This window comes from Kribbella sp. NPDC050820, assembly GCF_040653975.1.
Taxonomy (GTDB): Bacteria; Actinomycetota; Actinomycetes; order Propionibacteriales; family Kribbellaceae; genus Kribbella.
In genome coordinates, this window is record NZ_JBFAHB010000061.1 from 26,157 (window position 1) to 41,983 (window position 15,827).

The 15,827-nt window shown below is 68.7% G+C and carries 10 protein-coding genes; 8 read left to right on the forward strand and 2 right to left on the reverse strand.

Going from position 1 to position 15,827, the window contains the following annotated elements:
* Window positions 1–3: 3 nt before the first annotated feature.
* From atpD to AB0H36_RS36135, 4 genes are all read left to right on the forward strand, one after another.
* Window positions 4–1,458, forward strand: a complete 1,455-nt coding sequence (atpD, locus tag AB0H36_RS36120) for a F0F1 ATP synthase subunit beta (RefSeq protein ID WP_360534326.1) — start codon at window positions 4–6, stop codon at window positions 1,456–1,458.
* Between the two features lies 1 nt (window position 1,459).
* Complete coding sequence (locus AB0H36_RS36125; RefSeq protein ID WP_360534328.1) at window positions 1,460–1,864, forward strand: F0F1 ATP synthase subunit epsilon; 405 nt, start codon at window positions 1,460–1,462, stop codon at window positions 1,862–1,864.
* A 107-nt stretch (window positions 1,865–1,971) separates the two neighbouring features.
* The gene (locus tag AB0H36_RS36130; protein ID WP_360534330.1) at window positions 1,972–2,403 is read left to right on the forward strand and encodes a DUF2550 domain-containing protein; all 432 of its coding nucleotides are present in this window, start codon (window positions 1,972–1,974) and stop codon (window positions 2,401–2,403) included.
* Between the two features lie 73 nt (window positions 2,404–2,476).
* On the forward strand, window positions 2,477–4,594 hold the full coding sequence (locus tag AB0H36_RS36135) for a DUF6351 family protein (protein ID WP_360534332.1): 2,118 nt from the start codon (window positions 2,477–2,479) through the stop codon (window positions 4,592–4,594).
* Here the strand turns inward: AB0H36_RS36135 and AB0H36_RS36140 are convergent.
* Complete coding sequence (locus tag AB0H36_RS36140; protein WP_360534334.1) at window positions 4,578–7,421, reverse strand: glycoside hydrolase family 2 TIM barrel-domain containing protein; 2,844 nt, start codon at window positions 7,419–7,421, stop codon at window positions 4,578–4,580. The genes AB0H36_RS36135 and AB0H36_RS36140 overlap by 17 nt on opposite strands.
* A 32-nt stretch (window positions 7,422–7,453) precedes the next feature.
* Here AB0H36_RS36140 and AB0H36_RS36145 point away from each other — a divergent pair, with 32 nt between their 5' ends.
* The gene (locus AB0H36_RS36145) at window positions 7,454–8,458 is read left to right on the forward strand and encodes a sugar-binding transcriptional regulator (RefSeq protein WP_360534336.1); all 1,005 of its coding nucleotides are present in this window, start codon (window positions 7,454–7,456) and stop codon (window positions 8,456–8,458) included.
* A gap of 1 nt (window position 8,459) precedes the next feature.
* Here the strand turns inward: AB0H36_RS36145 and AB0H36_RS36150 are convergent, their stop codons facing one another.
* Window positions 8,460–10,232 (reverse strand): beta-L-arabinofuranosidase domain-containing protein, encoded by a 1,773-nt coding sequence (locus AB0H36_RS36150; RefSeq protein ID WP_360534338.1) that lies wholly within the window; start codon window positions 10,230–10,232, stop codon window positions 8,460–8,462.
* A 228-nt stretch (window positions 10,233–10,460) separates the two neighbouring features.
* Here AB0H36_RS36150 and AB0H36_RS36155 point away from each other — a divergent pair, with 228 nt between their 5' ends.
* Genes AB0H36_RS36155 through AB0H36_RS36165 form a run of 3 tightly spaced genes read left to right on the forward strand, consistent with a single transcriptional unit; the run spans window position 10,461 to window position 15,826 of the window.
* On the forward strand, window positions 10,461–12,830 hold the full coding sequence (locus tag AB0H36_RS36155) for an Ig-like domain-containing protein (protein ID WP_360534340.1): 2,370 nt from the start codon (window positions 10,461–10,463) through the stop codon (window positions 12,828–12,830).
* Entirely contained in the window at window positions 12,827–14,827 is a 2,001-nt protein-coding gene (locus tag AB0H36_RS36160) for an ABC transporter substrate-binding protein (RefSeq protein ID WP_360534342.1), read from the forward strand. Before AB0H36_RS36155 ends, AB0H36_RS36160 begins: the two co-directional genes overlap by 4 nt.
* On the forward strand, window positions 14,828–15,826 hold the full coding sequence (locus AB0H36_RS36165; RefSeq protein WP_360534344.1) for an ABC transporter permease: 999 nt from the start codon (window positions 14,828–14,830) through the stop codon (window positions 15,824–15,826). It begins immediately after the preceding gene.
* The last annotated feature ends 1 nt before the right edge of the window (window position 15,827 follow it).

Sequence of the window (15,827 nt, forward strand, 5' to 3'; positions counted from 1 at the left end):
GAGATGACTGCCACGGTTACCGAGAAGAACAACGAGGCCGGCGCCGCGGGTGTCGGTCGCGTCGCCCGGGTGATCGGCCCGGTCGTCGACGTCGAGTTCGCGGCTGACGCGATGCCCGACATCTACAACGCGCTCGAGGTCGACCTGACCATCGGCGGCGCGACCCAGACCATCACCCTCGAGGTGGCCCTGCACGTCGGTGACAACATCGTCCGGGCCATCTCGATGAAGCCGACCGACGGCCTGGTCCGCGGCGCCGAGGTGCGCGACACCGGCTCCGCGATCTCGGTCCCGGTGGGCGACGTCACCAAGGGCCGGGTCTGGAACGTCACCGGCAAGTGCCTGAACCAGGACGAGTCCGAGTTCGAGATCACCGAGCGCTGGCCGATCCACCGCAAGGCGCCGTCGTTCGACCAGCTCGAGTCGAAGACCGAGATGCTGGAGACCGGCATCAAGGTGCTCGACCTGCTGACGCCGTACGTGCAGGGCGGCAAGATCGGCCTGTTCGGCGGTGCGGGTGTCGGCAAGACCGTCATGATCCAGGAGATGATCTACCGGATCGCCCACAACTTCGGTGGCACCTCGGTGTTCGCCGGGGTGGGGGAGCGGACCCGTGAGGGCAACGACCTCATCAACGAGATGGAAGAGGCCGGCGTCTTCAAGGACACCGCGCTGGTGTTCGGCCAGATGGACGAGCCGCCGGGCACGCGCCTGCGGGTCGCGCTGTCGGCGCTGACGATGGCGGAGTACTTCCGCGACGTGAAGCAGCAGGACGTGCTGCTGTTCATCGACAACATCTTCCGGTTCACCCAGGCCGGTTCCGAGGTCTCCACGCTGCTCGGCCGGATGCCGAGCGCGGTCGGTTACCAGCCGAACCTGGCCGACGAGATGGGTGTGCTGCAGGAGCGGATCACCTCGACCCGGGGTCACTCGATCACCTCGATGCAGGCGATCTACGTGCCCGCGGACGACTACACCGACCCGGCGCCGGCGACCACCTTCGCCCACCTCGACGCGACCACCGAGCTCTCCCGCGACATCGCGTCGCGTGGTCTGTACCCGGCCGTCGACCCGCTGACCTCCACGTCGCGGATCCTCGACCCGCAGTACATCGGCCAGGAGCACTACGACGTGGCCGTCCGGGTGAAGCAGATCCTGCAGAAGAACAAGGAGCTGCAGGACATCATCGCCATCCTCGGTGTGGACGAGCTCTCGGAAGAGGACAAGATCACCGTCGCCCGCGCGCGCCGGATCGAGCAGTTCCTCTCCCAGAACACCTACATGGCGGAGAAGTTCACCAACATCGCGGGCTCCACCGTGCCGCTGAAGGACACCATCGAGTCCTTCAAGAAGATCACCGAAGGCGAGTGCGACCACATCGCCGAGCAGGCGTTCTTCAACGTCGGTTCGCTCGAGGACGTCGAGCGCAAGTGGGCCGAGCTGCAGAAGGACAACTGAGATGGCCGACGATTCTGCCAAGCACCTCGAGGTCGCGCTGGTCGCGGCCGAGCGGACGGTGTGGCAGGGCCAGGCCAAGATCGTCATCGCCCGGACCACGGACGGCGACGTCGGTATCCTGCCCGGCCACGCGCCGCTGCTGGGCCTGCTGCAGGGTGGCACCGTCCAGGTGCGGACCGTAGACGACGAGTACTTCGTCGCGGCCGCGCCGGACGGCTTCATCTCGGTGGCGAACGACCGGGTCTCCATCCTGGCCGAGAACGCCGAGATGGGGCACGACATCGACCTGGAGGAGGCCCGCCGCGACCTGGAGCGGGCCCTGGCCACCGGTAGCGACACCGAGGGCGCCCAGGAAGACCTCCGCCTCGCCGAGGCAAGGGTGCGGGCCGCCGAGAAGGTGGATTGAACGTACCTGCCATAATCGGACAAATCGAATATCGTCACTGACAGTACGGTTCTCCGGGGTGCCCGGGGCAGTACCGAGTTCGGGCACCGGAAATGGGGTCGCAAGGTATGCGGATAGTCCTCGATGTCGTCGGGGTCTGTCTGCTTGCCGCCGTACTGCTGGTCATCGCTTTCGCGTGCCGTCGTCGCTGGTTGTCCAGGGACGGCGGCACGTTCGATTGCAGCCTGCAGCTGGCCGAGAAGGAGCACGGCCGCGGCTGGGCGCTCGGCCTGGCCCGGTACGTCGGCGACGACCTGCAGTGGTTCCGCGTCTTCAGCCTCGCCTGGTGGCCGAAGCTCGTCGTCAACCGCCGCCAGCTGGAAGGTGTCACCACCCGGCGCCCGATGGGCAACGAGCCCCTCGTGACGTACGCCGGCCACGTCATCGTCGATGCGAAGCTGCACGACCGCACGGTCCACTTCGCGATGACCGAGGAAGCCCTGACCGGCGTCCTCGCCTGGATGGAGTCCGCGCCACCCAGCAGCCAGACCTACCACTGACGTTTGCACCGGTCTGCCCGCGGCACTCCGGCAGGACCCCGGTTCTGACGCCGAAGCTGGGTACGTTTGGCCCGTGAGCCAGGTCGATCGCACCCGAGCCGTCGGTCTGCTCGCCGGCGTCCTCGTTGTCCTCCTGCTCATTCCCGCGGTTCCGGCCACCGCGACCCGGCAGCTCAAGCTGGAGGTGCTCTCCGGACGCCCGGACAAGGTGACCGGAGGTGACGCGCTCGTGCACGTCGACGTGCCCCGCGGCGCCGACCGGGTGCAGGTGACGCTGAACGGCAACGACGTGACCTCGGCGTTCACCGCCGACGAGCACGGTCTGACCGGTCTGGTCGGGGGCATGCGCCTGGGCGCGAACACCCTCCGGGCCCAGGCCGGCGACGAGCGAACCACCCTCGACGTCCGCAACCACCCGCGGCAAGGGCCGGTGTTCTCCGGTCCGCACCAGCAACCGTTCGTCTGCGAGACCGCGAAGTTCACCGTCCCGGTGATCGGCGGCACGCTCGGCGAGGCGCTCGACGCCGACTGCACGATCAAGCCGCGGGTGGACTACTTCTACCGGACGACGGCGGGTGCGTGGGCCACATGGCCGGCTGGCGCGACGTCGTACCCGGCCGATCTTGGGCGCACGGACGCGAACGCGCCGTTCATCGTCCGGATGGAGACCGGCAGCGCCAACCGGGCGGTGGTCCAGACCAGTATGCTGCACGACCCGCTGCGCGAGCCGAAGCCGCGGCCGACCAGGCGTACGGCGGGCTGGAACGGGCGGGCGATCTTCACCCTCGGCGGCGGCTGCGCGGGCGGGTGGTACCGCTCGGGCAGCACGACCGGCGGGGTGACCGACGCCTTCCTGCTCGGCCGTGGGTACGCGCTGATGTCGTCGTCGCTGAACGTCTTCGGCCAGAACTGCAACGACCTGACCGCTGCTGAGTCCGCGATGATGACGAAGGAGCTCTTTGTCGAGCACTACGGGCGGCCGGAGTACACCGTCGGCTTCGGCTGCTCGGGCGGCTCGTACCAGGCGCACCAGATCACCGACAACTACCCGGGCATCTTCGACGGCATCATCGCCGGCTGCTCGTTCCCGGACGTCGGGTTCGGCACTGTGACGTTCATCAGCGACGCGTGGCTGCTGGACTCCTACTTCACCTCGCGGTCGAACGCCGCCTGGACGCAGGAGCAGAAGCGGCAGGTGGCCGGGTTCGCGACGTACGCGACGCTGCCGAGCATGGCGGTCAGCGCCGGGCGGATCGACCCGCGGCGAAACTGCGACATCGTCCCGGCCGCCGAGCGCTACGACCCGGAGACCCACCCGCGCGGCGTGCGGTGCGACGTGTTCGACCACGCGATCAACGCGTACGGCGCCGACCCGGCGACCGGCTTCGCGCGGCGACCGCTGGACAACGTCGGCGTGCAGTACGGGCTCGGGGTGCTGCGGTCCGGGGTGATCACGGCCGCGCAGTTCCTCGACCTGAACGAGTACGTCGGCGGGTTCGACGCCGACGCCAACCTGGTGCCGGCCCGGACGGTGGCGGATCCGCAGGCGGTGCGTACGGCGTACCGGACCGGGCGGCTGACCAGCGGCGGGGGAGGGCTGGCCGACGTGCCGATCATCGACTACCGCGCGTACTTCGACGACCAGGCCTACGGAGACATCCACGTCCGCTACCACACCTTCTCGATGCGGGCGCGGCTGGAGAAGGCGAACGGGACGTCGGCCAACCAGGTGAGCCTGCTGGAGGACGCTCGGTACGGGCCGTTCAGTACGGCGAGCCCGCTGCTGCAGCACGCGGTCGACTCGCTGGACGAGTGGCTGACCACGCTGGCGGCCGACGACTCGTCCCGGCCGCGGCTGGAGAAGATCGAGGCTGCGCGACCGACGTTGCTGGTGGAGGGCTGCAGGGGACCGTCCGGGTTCATCGCGCAGCCGTTGGACCGGGATCCTGCGTCCCGGTGTGAGCAGTTGTTCCCGTCGGCGTCGTTCCCGCGGGAGGTCGCGGGAGCCGGGGTCGCCGCGGATGTGATCAAGTGCCGGCTGCGTGCTCCGGAACGCGGCGAGTACCCCGGCTTCACCGACGCCCAGTGGAACCGGTTGGTGCGGATCTTCCCGGGTGGTGTCTGCGACTACTCGAAGCCGGGCATCGGCCAGCAGCCGCTGGCCGGCACCTGGCTCACGTTCCCAAACTGAAGCTGAAGCGGTGGGCTCGGGGCTGGAGATCGTGCGGCGGGAGGATCGGTGCGCCGCTCGTCGGACTGCCTAGCCCGTGCTGCAGCGCGTCCAGAGTCACCCAGACGCGGTCGCTTGGCGTGAGGTCTTCTCGGTGATTGGCGGCGGCCAGGTCGGTCATGGTCCAGCGTCGTACCGTCAGACCCAGGTGCGGGTCTCCGGTCAGCCTGAGTCTTCCTGCCGTCCCCGACAGCTCGGCCCAGCGCACGTCGGCCCGCGCGCCGTTCTCCTGTGGGTAGATGAACGGCACCTGCAGCTCTTCGATGGTCGCCGAGTATCGCCCGACCCTCGCCGCTGCCCGTGCGTCCGGATAGGCCTGTCCCGGGCCCAACCCGAACCATGTGATCTCTCTGAACCCCGGCGGCAGCCCGAGCGTCAGCCCGACGCGAGCCCACGGGACTGTCCACTCACCCACTGGCTCGGCCTCGACGTCGGCTGCCAGCCGCTTGCCGTCGGAGGTCCACCGGTAGGTCGTCAGCACCCGGGCATCGGTCGCGGCCGCGCCGACCATCGTCCGCACCACCAACTCGTCCCCTTCGACCTCCACCGCCACGGTCCGATACCGCAGCCGATGCAGCCCGGCGTTCGCCCATCGGGTCTTTCGGTCCAAGGTGGTCGCATCCCAAGTCCGCGCGTCGTGCTGGGTAGGCGCCCGCCACAACTCCAACGGCACATGCTCCACGTCCCAACCCTCCAACCGAACCAGCCGCCCACTCCGCGCGCAGAAGACCGCCGGCCCCAACGAGATCCCCTCACCGTCCGGCCGTCCCGGCCGAACGGCGGGAGTAGAAGAGGAGGTCGGCGCACTGGCGGGGGCGACTTGGGTCTGGGTGGAGGCTACTTCGTGGCCTGCAGAAGCCCATGGGGTGTTGTCACGTAGTACGGCTCGGACTGTCAGCCAGCGTTCGCGGTTCTGGAGGGGGGTGGGGAGGTCGGGTAGTGCCACGGTTGCCTCGGCTCCGGAGGCGATGACCGGCATGTCCAGCGTCCCGCGGGCGACTGGCTCGCCCTCGTCGGTCAGTTCCCAGTGCAGGGACAGGTGGCTGGTGTCTGCGACGTCGTACCGGTTCGTGAGGTGGAGGACGTTCTCGGAGACGCGCAAGTGGAGAGGTTCAAAAGCCTTGCGGGCCTCGAGGAGGGCCGGCTTGGGCGTCAGGTCGGGGAAGACCAGGCCGTCGAGGACGTAGTTGCCGTCGTGCAGCTCTTCGCCGAAGTCGCCGCCGTACGCATAACTCCCGTCGGGCCGCAGGATGCCGTGGTCCATCCACTCCCAGAGGAAGCCGCCCTGGCAGCGTTCGTAGCGGTGGAAGAGCTCCTCGTACTCCGGTATCCCGCCGGGACCGTTGCCCCCGGCATGGGAGTACTCGCACAGGACGAACGGCATCGCCCGCCGCCGCGCGTCCAGCCGCGGATCATCCAGCGGCTTCTCGGCCCGCTTCCCGATCGCCTCCACCTCCGCGTGCGAGGCGTACATCCGGCTGTAGACATCGACGTCGGCACAGCTGAGATCACCCTCGTAGTGCAGTGGCCGCGACGGGTCCCGGTCCCGCGTCCACGCCGCCATCGCGGTCAGGTTCCGCCCGACACCTGCCTCGTTCCCGAGCGACCACATGATCACCGACGGGTGGTTCTTGTCCCGCTCCACCAGCCGCCGCATCCGATCCACCGACGCGGCCTCGAACGACGGATCGTCGGCCGGATTCCCCCGCCACCCCAGCAGGAAGAACCCGTGCGTCTCGTAGTCGCACTCGTCCATCACCCAGAACCCGAGCTCGTCGCACAACTGCAGCAACCGCGTGTCCGGCGGGTAGTGGCTCGTCCGGATCGCGTTGAGGTTGTGCTGCTTCATCACCAGCAGCTCCTGCCGCAACCGATGCTCCGGTACGACGCGACCCAGCACGGGATCGTGCTCGTGCCGGTTCACCCCGTGGAACAGCACGCGCCGCCCGTTGACCGTCAGCACCCCGTCCACGATCGCCACCGTCCGGAACCCGATCCGCAGCGAGACACGCTCATCCGGCGTCTCGACCACAGCGTCGTACAACCGCGGCATCTCCGCCGACCACGGCTCCACGTCAGCCACCGTCACCGACTCACCAGCAGCGAACTCGAGCCCCAGCGACGGCACCCGCACCACAGCACCGGGCACGGACTCGACCAGCAACGTCCCAGCGCCGGTCCGGTGGTCGTAGTCCGCATGCACGAACACGTCGGTCACCGACCGACGCGCCAGCAGTGTCACATCCCGGAAGATTCCCGGCAGCCACCACATGTCCTGGTCCTCGAGGTAGCTCCCCGACGACCACTGATGCACCCGCACCGCCAGCACGTTCGGTCCGACCCGCAGTACCGAACTCACATCGAACTCACTCGGCAGCCGGCTCCCGCGCGTCACCCCGAGCTCCACGCCGTTCAGCCATACCCGCGCACACGAGTCGACCCCCTCGAACCGCAGTACCGCAGGCCCGTCCCACGGCGCGTCGAACTCCAGCCGGTAGTCCCCGGTCCCGTTCTCGTCCGGCACGTACGGCGGATCGACCGGGAACGGGTACGGCTGGTTGGTGTAGATCGGCCGCCCGTACCCGTGCATCGGCCAGCTCGACGGCACCGGGATCGAGTCCCAGCCCGAGTCGTCGAAGTCCGGCCGCTCGAACCCGGCCTCGCCCACCGACTCCGCGTAGCGGAACCGCCAGGTCCCGTTCAGGCAGATCGACGGTACGTCGGAACGCACAGCAGCCCGCGCCGGCAGCACGCCGTACCCGGGCCCAGGGTCTTCGTAGTACGTCATTACATCCTTCCGATGCAGTTAGCATGCTGAGCATGACGACGGCGAGTGCGGGACAGGGGCCGCGACCGGTCGGCCGGCGGCAGCCGTCGGCGGATCACCTGCGGCTGCTGACCAAGGTCGCGAAGCTCTACCACGAGCAGGGTGTCCGCCAGCCGCAGATCGCCGCGCAGCTGCACATCTCGCAGCCGCGGGTGTCCCGGTTGCTGAAGCAGGCCGTGGTGGCGGGCATCGTGCGTACGGTCGTCATCCCGCCGGGCGGCGTGCACACCGAGCTGGAGGACGCGGTCGAGCAGCGGTACGGACTTCGCGAGGTGATCGTGGTCGACGCCAGCGGTGAGGACGACGCGCACATCATCCCGGCGCTGGGCGCGGCAGCCGCGGTGTACCTGGAGACCACCCTCACCGGCGGTGACCGGATCGGCATCTCGTCGTGGAGCTCCACGCTGCTCGCGACCGTCGAGTCGATGACACCGCGGCCGACGCAGGTCGCCGAGGAGGTCGTGCAGGTGCTCGGCGGCGTCGGCAACCCGGCCGCCCAGGCACGCGCCGCCCGGCTGATCGGCCGGCTGGCCGACCTCACCGGCGCCGCACCGGTGCTGCTGCCGGTGCCGGGTCTGGTAGGCAGCGTGAGTGCGAAGCGGACGCTGGTCAAGGACCCGGTGGTCAGCGAGGTCATGGAGGCCTGGTCCCGGCTGACCCTGCTGCTGGTCGGGATCGGCAGCCTGGAGCCGTCGCCGCTGCTCCGGGAGAGCGGTAACGCAATGACCCCCGAGGAGCAGAAGGTGCTGCAGGACCAGGGCGCGGTCGGCGACATCTGCCTGCGGTTTTTCGACGACGAGGGCAAACCGATCCGGTCCGAGTTCGACCAGCGCGTGCTCGGGCTGTCGGCAGCTCAGGTGCGCAGCGACGACGTCCGCAGCGTCGGCGTCGCGGGCGGCATGCGCAAGTACGCCGCCATCCGCGCAGCGCTCCTCGGACGCTGGGTCGACGTCCTCATCACCGACCGCACGGTCGCCGAACGCCTGGCCGCGGACTAACCTAACGGGCATCGATCCACACGGTCATCGGACCGACGTCCCGATTCGCCCACGTGTAGTAGGGGATTGCTGTCAACGTCCCGCCTCGCGCCGGCACCTCGACGGTAGTCACCCCACCGAGCAACTCCGGCCGCTCCTGCTCGACCAGCTCCCCAGCCAGCACAGCCGTCTCATCCAGTACGACGTCCTGGTCGAGCTGCTCGAAGCAGTACACCAACGGCCCACGCTCGATCGCCACACAACCCCGCACCGAGTCGATCCGATCGTCCGGCGCAGTACGACGTGCCTCCACCGGCAGCCGCAGCACCACCTCGTCGCCCACAGACCACCGGCGCCGCAACGGTCCCTCAGCACCATTCACCGTGATCACTGCACCTTCAGCCCACGCCGGAATCCGCAGCCCCAGCGTCCACGGCTCATCAGGTGACTCGGTCACCCGGACCGTGACTGTGCCGTGCCACGGGTACTGCGTCTCCACCTCGAACCCGACCTTGCCGGCGGGCAACTCCGCTCGTACCGACGCCGGCGCGTACAGGTGCACCTGCACCCCGTCGTCGTCCGACGTCGCGACGAGCTGGTCGAGTGACGAGAGTGTCCGCATCACGTTCGGCGGGCAGCACGCCGTACCGAACCAGGGCTGTCGTCCTGCCACCGCGGACCGCTGGTCGTCGGCGAACGCGTGCTGACGGACCTTCAACGTGTTCACGTAGAAGAACTCGCCGCCGCTCAACGAGACGCCGGAGATCACCGCGTTGTAGAGCGTCCGCTCGATCAGGTCGGCGTACTTGCTGTCACCCGTCGCGAGCAGCAGCCGCCAGCTCCACTGCACGCTGGCGATCGCCGCGCAGGTCTCGCAGTACGCCGCATCCGGCGGCAGCTCGAACGGGTCGCCGAAGGCCTCGCCGTACCAGCGCGACCCGGCGCCGCCGGTCAGGTACAGCTGACTCTCGACCATCGTGTCCCACGATGCCTGCAGCGCCTCCAGCAACTCGGCGTCGCCGGTCTCGACCGCGACATCGGTGGCGCCGGCGGCGAGATACAACGCCCGCACCGCATGACCGGCGAGCGTCCGCACCTCCCGCACCGGCAGGTGATCCTGGAAGTACGCCGGCCCGTGGTGTCCCGGCGGCTGCAACAGCCCGTGACCTCGGGCCTCGACGAAGTACGACGCCAACTCCAGGTACGACGCCGTGCCGGTCTCCCGGTAGAGCTCGACCAACGCCATCTCGATCAGCGGATGACCGTCGATCCCCTCGAGCCGCCCGGGCCCGAAGGTCTTGCAGAGCAGATCGGCGAACCGGGTGGCGACCTCCAGCAGCGTGCGATCCCCGGTCGCGCGTGACTGCGCGACGGCCGCCTGCAGCAGATGGCCCGCGCAGTACAGCTCGTGGCCCTTCTCCAGGTCGCCGAACCGTTCACCGTCGAGGGCCAGTCGCACGTAGCTGTTGAGATACCCGTCCGGCTCCTGCGCCGACGCGACCAGCGCACTCGCTGCGGTCTGCCAGTTGGTGAGCTCGGTCGACGGGAGCCGGGTCTGTTCCCACGCGACCGCCTCGAGCCACTTGTAGACGTCGGTGTCGGCGAACAGCTTCCCCGCGAACCCGTCACCGATCGGCTCCTGCCCGGCGGCCCGTCGCAGGTTCCGCAACGTTCCGGCCTCTTCCAACCGCCGCGCGGCAGCCGGGATCGTCGAGTTCCGGTTGATCTCCTGGCGGTCCCGCCAGAACCCACCGGTGATCCGCACAGCGCCAAGCGGGAGTGACTCAAGAGGCATGGCCGACAGCCAACCACTGCAAACGAGTTGCAGGCAAGGGTTCGGTGCAAACGATTGCCGCCACGGAAGTCTCCGGCTGCAAACGATTGCGGAAACCGGGTGTCATGCTCTTGACATCGCCTCGTAACCTCCGTGACCATGAGGCCGTCGTTCCATTCGAAGCTGACTAGATATTCAGAATCTGGCCCGGTCAGCAGCCGCCCCCCTGCCGAAAGCGAGGCATGGACGATGACCGAAGCATCCACCGGCTGGACCCGTCGCGGGTTCGTCGCCACCTCCGCCGCCGTCGGAGCCGCCGCCTCCCTGGGCATCACGGTTCCGGCGCACGCCGCGAAGGCCGTGTCCACGGAGGACAAGGTTCCGGCCTTCCCCGGCGCCGAGGGCGCCGGCAAGTGGGCCACCGGCGGCCGCGGCGGAACCGTCTACGAGGTCACCAACCTCAACGACTCCGGCCCCGGCTCGCTGCGGGACGCCGTCTCCGGCTCGAACCGCACCGTGGTCTTCCGGGTGTCCGGCACGATCGTGCTGGAGACCGGCCTGGAGATCGCCGGCAACAACCTCACGATCGCCGGCCAGACCGCCCCCGGCGGCGGCATCTGCGTCTCCGGCCGCGGCACCAGCATCAAGGGCGGTGCGCACGACATCGTCATCCGCTACCTGCGGTTCCGGCTCGGCGACCGCAACGCGGCCGCCGACGACGCCTTCAACACCAACGTGCCCGGCTCGGTCAGCCCGGAGATCCGGAACCTGATCATCGACCACTGCTCGTTCAGCTGGGCGGTCGACGAGTGCCTGTCGCCGTACGGGAACTTCGACGTCACCATCCAGTGGTGCATCATCGCCGAGGGTCTCGCGCTGTCGGCGCACCCGAAGAACCGGCACGGGTACGGCGGCATCTGGGGTGGCGAGCGGAACACCTACCACCACAACCTGATCGCCCACCAGGGCGGCCGGCAGCCGCGGTTCGGCTACACCGAGAACATCAACCTCGAGGTCGACCACCGCAACAACGTGGTCTACGACCACGGCTACACCTCGGTGTACGGCGGTGAGTGGGCCAACGGCATCAACATCGTCGGCAACTACTACAAGCCCGGCCCGAGCACGCTGGGCGAGGTCGCCCCGGTCATCCTGAGCGCGAACCGCGGTGGCCAGTGGCACGTCTCCGGCAACCAGGTGGAAGGCCACCCGGACGTCACCGCGCACAACCGGCGCGGCATCCGGTACCCGATCGGCGGCATCAACGAGCTGCCCCGCCCGCTGCCGTTCGCCGACGAGCTCGAGACGCAGTCCGCGGCCAAGGCGTACGACGCCGTGCTGAAGAACGCCGGCGCCATCCTGCCGAGACGCGACGCCGCCGACGCGCGGATCGTCGACGACGCCCGCAACGGCACCGGCCGACTGATCAACTCGCAGAAGGAGGTCGGCGGCTTCCCGGTGCTGGCGCAGACCGAGGCGCCGGTCGACTCCGACCACGACGGCATCCCGGACTGGTGGGAGAAGGCGAATGGCCTCGACCCCAACGACCCGTCCGACGCCCAGAAGATCGCGCCGAACGGCTACACCTACCTGGAGAACTACCTCAACTCGATCGTGCCCGACCCGGTCGGCAACCCGACGGTGCGGATCACCAGCCCGGCGTTCAACGAGGTCGTCGCGGCGCGGACGGCGCCGACCGTCACGGTCGAGGCGTCCGCCGCTGCGGACAAGGGCGGCGAGCTGGCCATGGTCGAGTTCTTCAACGGCGACCAGTTGATCGGCACCGCGACCGAGGCGCCGTACCGGATCGAGTGGAAGAACGTTGCCGACGGCTCCTACTGGCTGACCGCCCGGGCCACCGACCGCAACGGCACGGCGACCCAGTCGACCCAGGTGCCGGTGCACGTCAACCTGCAGTCCGGCACGCCGGGCTGGACGTCGGCCGCGATCGGCAAGCCGCCGGTGCCGGGCTCGGGCAGCCTCGACGGCGGGATCCTGACGGTCAAGGGCTCCGGCCGGATCCTCGGGCGCGGCAGCAACTTCCACTACGTCTACCGCAGGCTCCAGGTCGGCGGCGCCGGCTCGGTCGCCCAGATCACCGCCCGGCTGGACAAGATCACCAAGGTGGCCAACGGACTCACCGCCGGCCTGATGATCCGCGACAGTCTCGACCAGGCGGCGCCGTTCATGTACGGCGGCATCGGGTTCGGCGTGGCCGGCGGCACCGGCACGGTCGGCGACGACGGCGGCGTGTCCGGGGTCACCGACGACGGCGGCATGAAGGCGCAGGCGATCCGGATCCAGACCGACGGCCCGTCGCCGAGTGTCGGGCCCTGGCCGTGGACCGAGGACGAGTACCTCGATCCCACCAAGCAGTACTGGCTGCGGCTGCTCCGCCGGGAGCGCCCGCAGGCGAGGGAGGTCGAGTTCGAGGCCTTCATAGCTATTGCAGATGGCATCTCCACCGACAAGGTCAAGTGGGACCGGTTCGGCTACGAGCGGATCGCGATGCCGAGCCGGACCTTCTACATCGGCTTCGCGGTCGACGGGGGCAAGGAGGACAACGGCCTCGTGGACTACGGGACCGCGCAGTTCAGCAACATCACGGTCGAGCAGTGAGGAAAGTGACGATGTCCCAGGAACTACGCAAGGTCGACCGGCGACGGGTGCTGCAGGGCGGGCTCGGGATGCTGGTGGCGGCCACTGTGCCGGGCTGCAGCTTCTTCGACACCAAGCCCGCCGGCACCGGCGCCCAGGCCGCGACGGCCGATCAGCTGGAGTCGCCGATGCTGAAGGCATTGGTGGACAAGGGCACCCTGCCCCCGCTGGCCGAGCGGCTGCCGAAGAACCCGCCGGTGATCAAGCCGCTAGCCGGCAAGGCGGTGTTCGGCGGCACCTGGCGCTCGGCGATGCTGACCCAGGAGGACACCCAGTGGCTGTGGAACGCCCTGGCGTACGAGCCCCTGGTCCGCTGGAAGCCGGACAAGACCGGCAAGCCCGGGTACGACGAGATGGAAGGCAACGTCGCCGAGTTCACGGTCGATGCCGAGAGCAAGGTGATCACGTTCAAGCTCCGCGAGGGCCTGAAGTGGTCCGACGGCAAGCCCTGCACCGCGGACGACCTGCTGTTCACGCTGCTCGAGGTGCAGTGCGACGCCGGGCTGCACCCGGACGGCATCTACGACGCCTTCGCCTCGCCGGACACCGGCAAGATCGCGAAGATCGAGAAGACCGACGAGCGGACCGTCACCCTCACCTACACCGCGCCGCAGCCGTCGCTCATCATCCAGATCGCCGACGGCATCTTCCTGCGCGAGGGCGCCTACGGGATGCTGCTGCCGAAGCACTACTTCCAGCAGTTCCACCTCAAGTACAACCCGAACGCGAACGCGCTGGCGAAGAAGGCCGGTGTCGGCAGCTGGACGGACCTGTTCTCGCAGAAGCAGAACCCGTGGACGAACCCGGACCAGCCGACGCTGGCGCCGTGGAAGGTCGTCACCCCGCTCGGCAAGGGCTCCGCGGTCACCCTGACCCGGAACCCGTACTACTGGAAGGTCGACGACGCGGGCCGGCAGCTGCCGTACATCGACGCCTGCCGGGTCGAGGTCGTGCAGGACGCGCAGGTCGAGCTGCTGAAGGTGATGAACGGCGAGTTCGGCATGCAGTACCGCAACTTCGGCACCGCGCAGAACAAGCCGGTCGTCGCGCAGAACCGGGACAAGGGCGGCTACCGGATCTTCGAGGTGCCGACCCAGCTGACGAACACGATGATCATCGGCCTCAACCAGACCCACAAGAACCCGGTCAAGCGGGCGCTGTTCGCGAACAAGGACTTCCGGATCGGCCTGTCGTACGCGATCAACCGCAAGGAGATCATCGACGCGGTGTACGCCGGCCAGGGTGAGCCGTGGAACTGCGCTCCGCCGAAGGACTCGCCGTACTACAACGAGCAGCTCGCCACGCAGTACCTGGAGTTCGACGAGGCGAAGGCCAACGAGCACCTGGACAAGGCCGGGCTGAAGAAGGCGGCCGACGGCCGCCGGCTGGGCGCGGACGGCAAGCCGGTGTCGGTCACCGTGCTGGTCAGCGAGTCCTTCCCGGACCACGTCGAGGCGATCGAGTTCGTGAAGAAGCGCTGGCGTGCGGTCGGCGTCGAGCTGCGGACCCAGGCGGTCAGCGAGGACCTCGCCAAGGAGCGGGTCAAGGCCAACGACCACGACGCCGGCACCTGGACCGGTGGCACCTTCGTGCTGCCGACCGGAACCGGTGGTGACCACTACTGGGTGCCGACCAACGACGGCAGCGCGCGGTACGGCATCGGCTGGGCGCAGTGGTACCAGTCCGACGGCGAAGAAGGTGTCGAGCCGCCGGCCGAGGTCAAGAAGCAGCTCGAGCTGTTCACCCAGGGCCGGCAGGAGCCGGACCCGGCGAAGACGCTCGACCTCGGCAAGCAGATCCTGCAGATCGCGGCCGACCAGTTCTACTACATCGGCCTGAGCAGCGTCCCGAACACCTACGGCATCGCGAAGAACGACTTCCACAACGTGCCGGACAAGATGATCGAGGCCGTTGCCCCCGGCATCGTCCACCCCGAGCAGTTCGCGATCGGCCAATAGATGCTGCGCTACCTCGCCCGGCGGCTGCTCTGGATGGTGGTGACGCTGGCGGCGATCTCGTTCGTCACCTTCGTCGTCATCAAGCTGCCGCCGGGCGACTACACCACCACCGTCATCGCGAACGCCGAGGCCCGCGGCCAGGACATCCCGGACTCGCAGATCGCCGAGCTGAAACGGCACTACGGCCTCGACAAGCCGTTCATCGTGCAGTACTGGACCTGGATCTCCGGGGTGGTCCTGCACGGCGACCTCGGCCAGTCGTTCGCCTGGAACCAGTCGGTGTCCAGCCTGATCGGCAACCGGGTCATGCTCTCGATCTTCCTGTCGATCGGCAGCCTGCTGTTCGTCTGGGCGATCGCGTTCCCGATCGGCATCTACAGCGCGCTGCGGCAGTACTCGCCCGGTGACTACGTCGCCTCCTTCCTCGGCTTCATCGGGATGGCGGTGCCGGAGTTCATGCTCGCGCTGGTGATGATGTGGATCGGGTTCCGGTACTTCGGCCAGAGCGTCGGCGGGCTGTTCTCACCCGAGTACGCCGACGCCGCCTGGAACCTGGGCAAGCTGATCGACCTGATATCCCACCTCTGGGTGCCGATCGTGGTCGTCGGCGTTGCCGGCACCGCCGGGCTGATCCGGATCACCCGGGCCAACCTGCTCGACGAGCTGCACAAGCCGTACGTCGCGACCGCGCGGGCCAAGGGGTTGCCGGAGTGGAAGCTGCTGCTCAAGTACCCGGTCCGGATGTCGCTCAGCCCGTTCTTCAGCACGGTCGGCTGGCTGCTGCCCGGCCTGATCAGCGGCGAGACGATCGTGTCGGTCGTGATGAGCCTGCCGACCAGCGGCCCGCTGCTGCTCGGCGCGGTGAAGAGCCAGGACATGTACCTGGTCGGCAGTTTCGTCCTGATCCTCAGCGCGCTGACGGTGATCGGCACGATGCTCAGCGACCTCGCGCTGGCCTGGTGGGACCCGCGGATCCGACACCGGCTGTCGAAGGGATAGG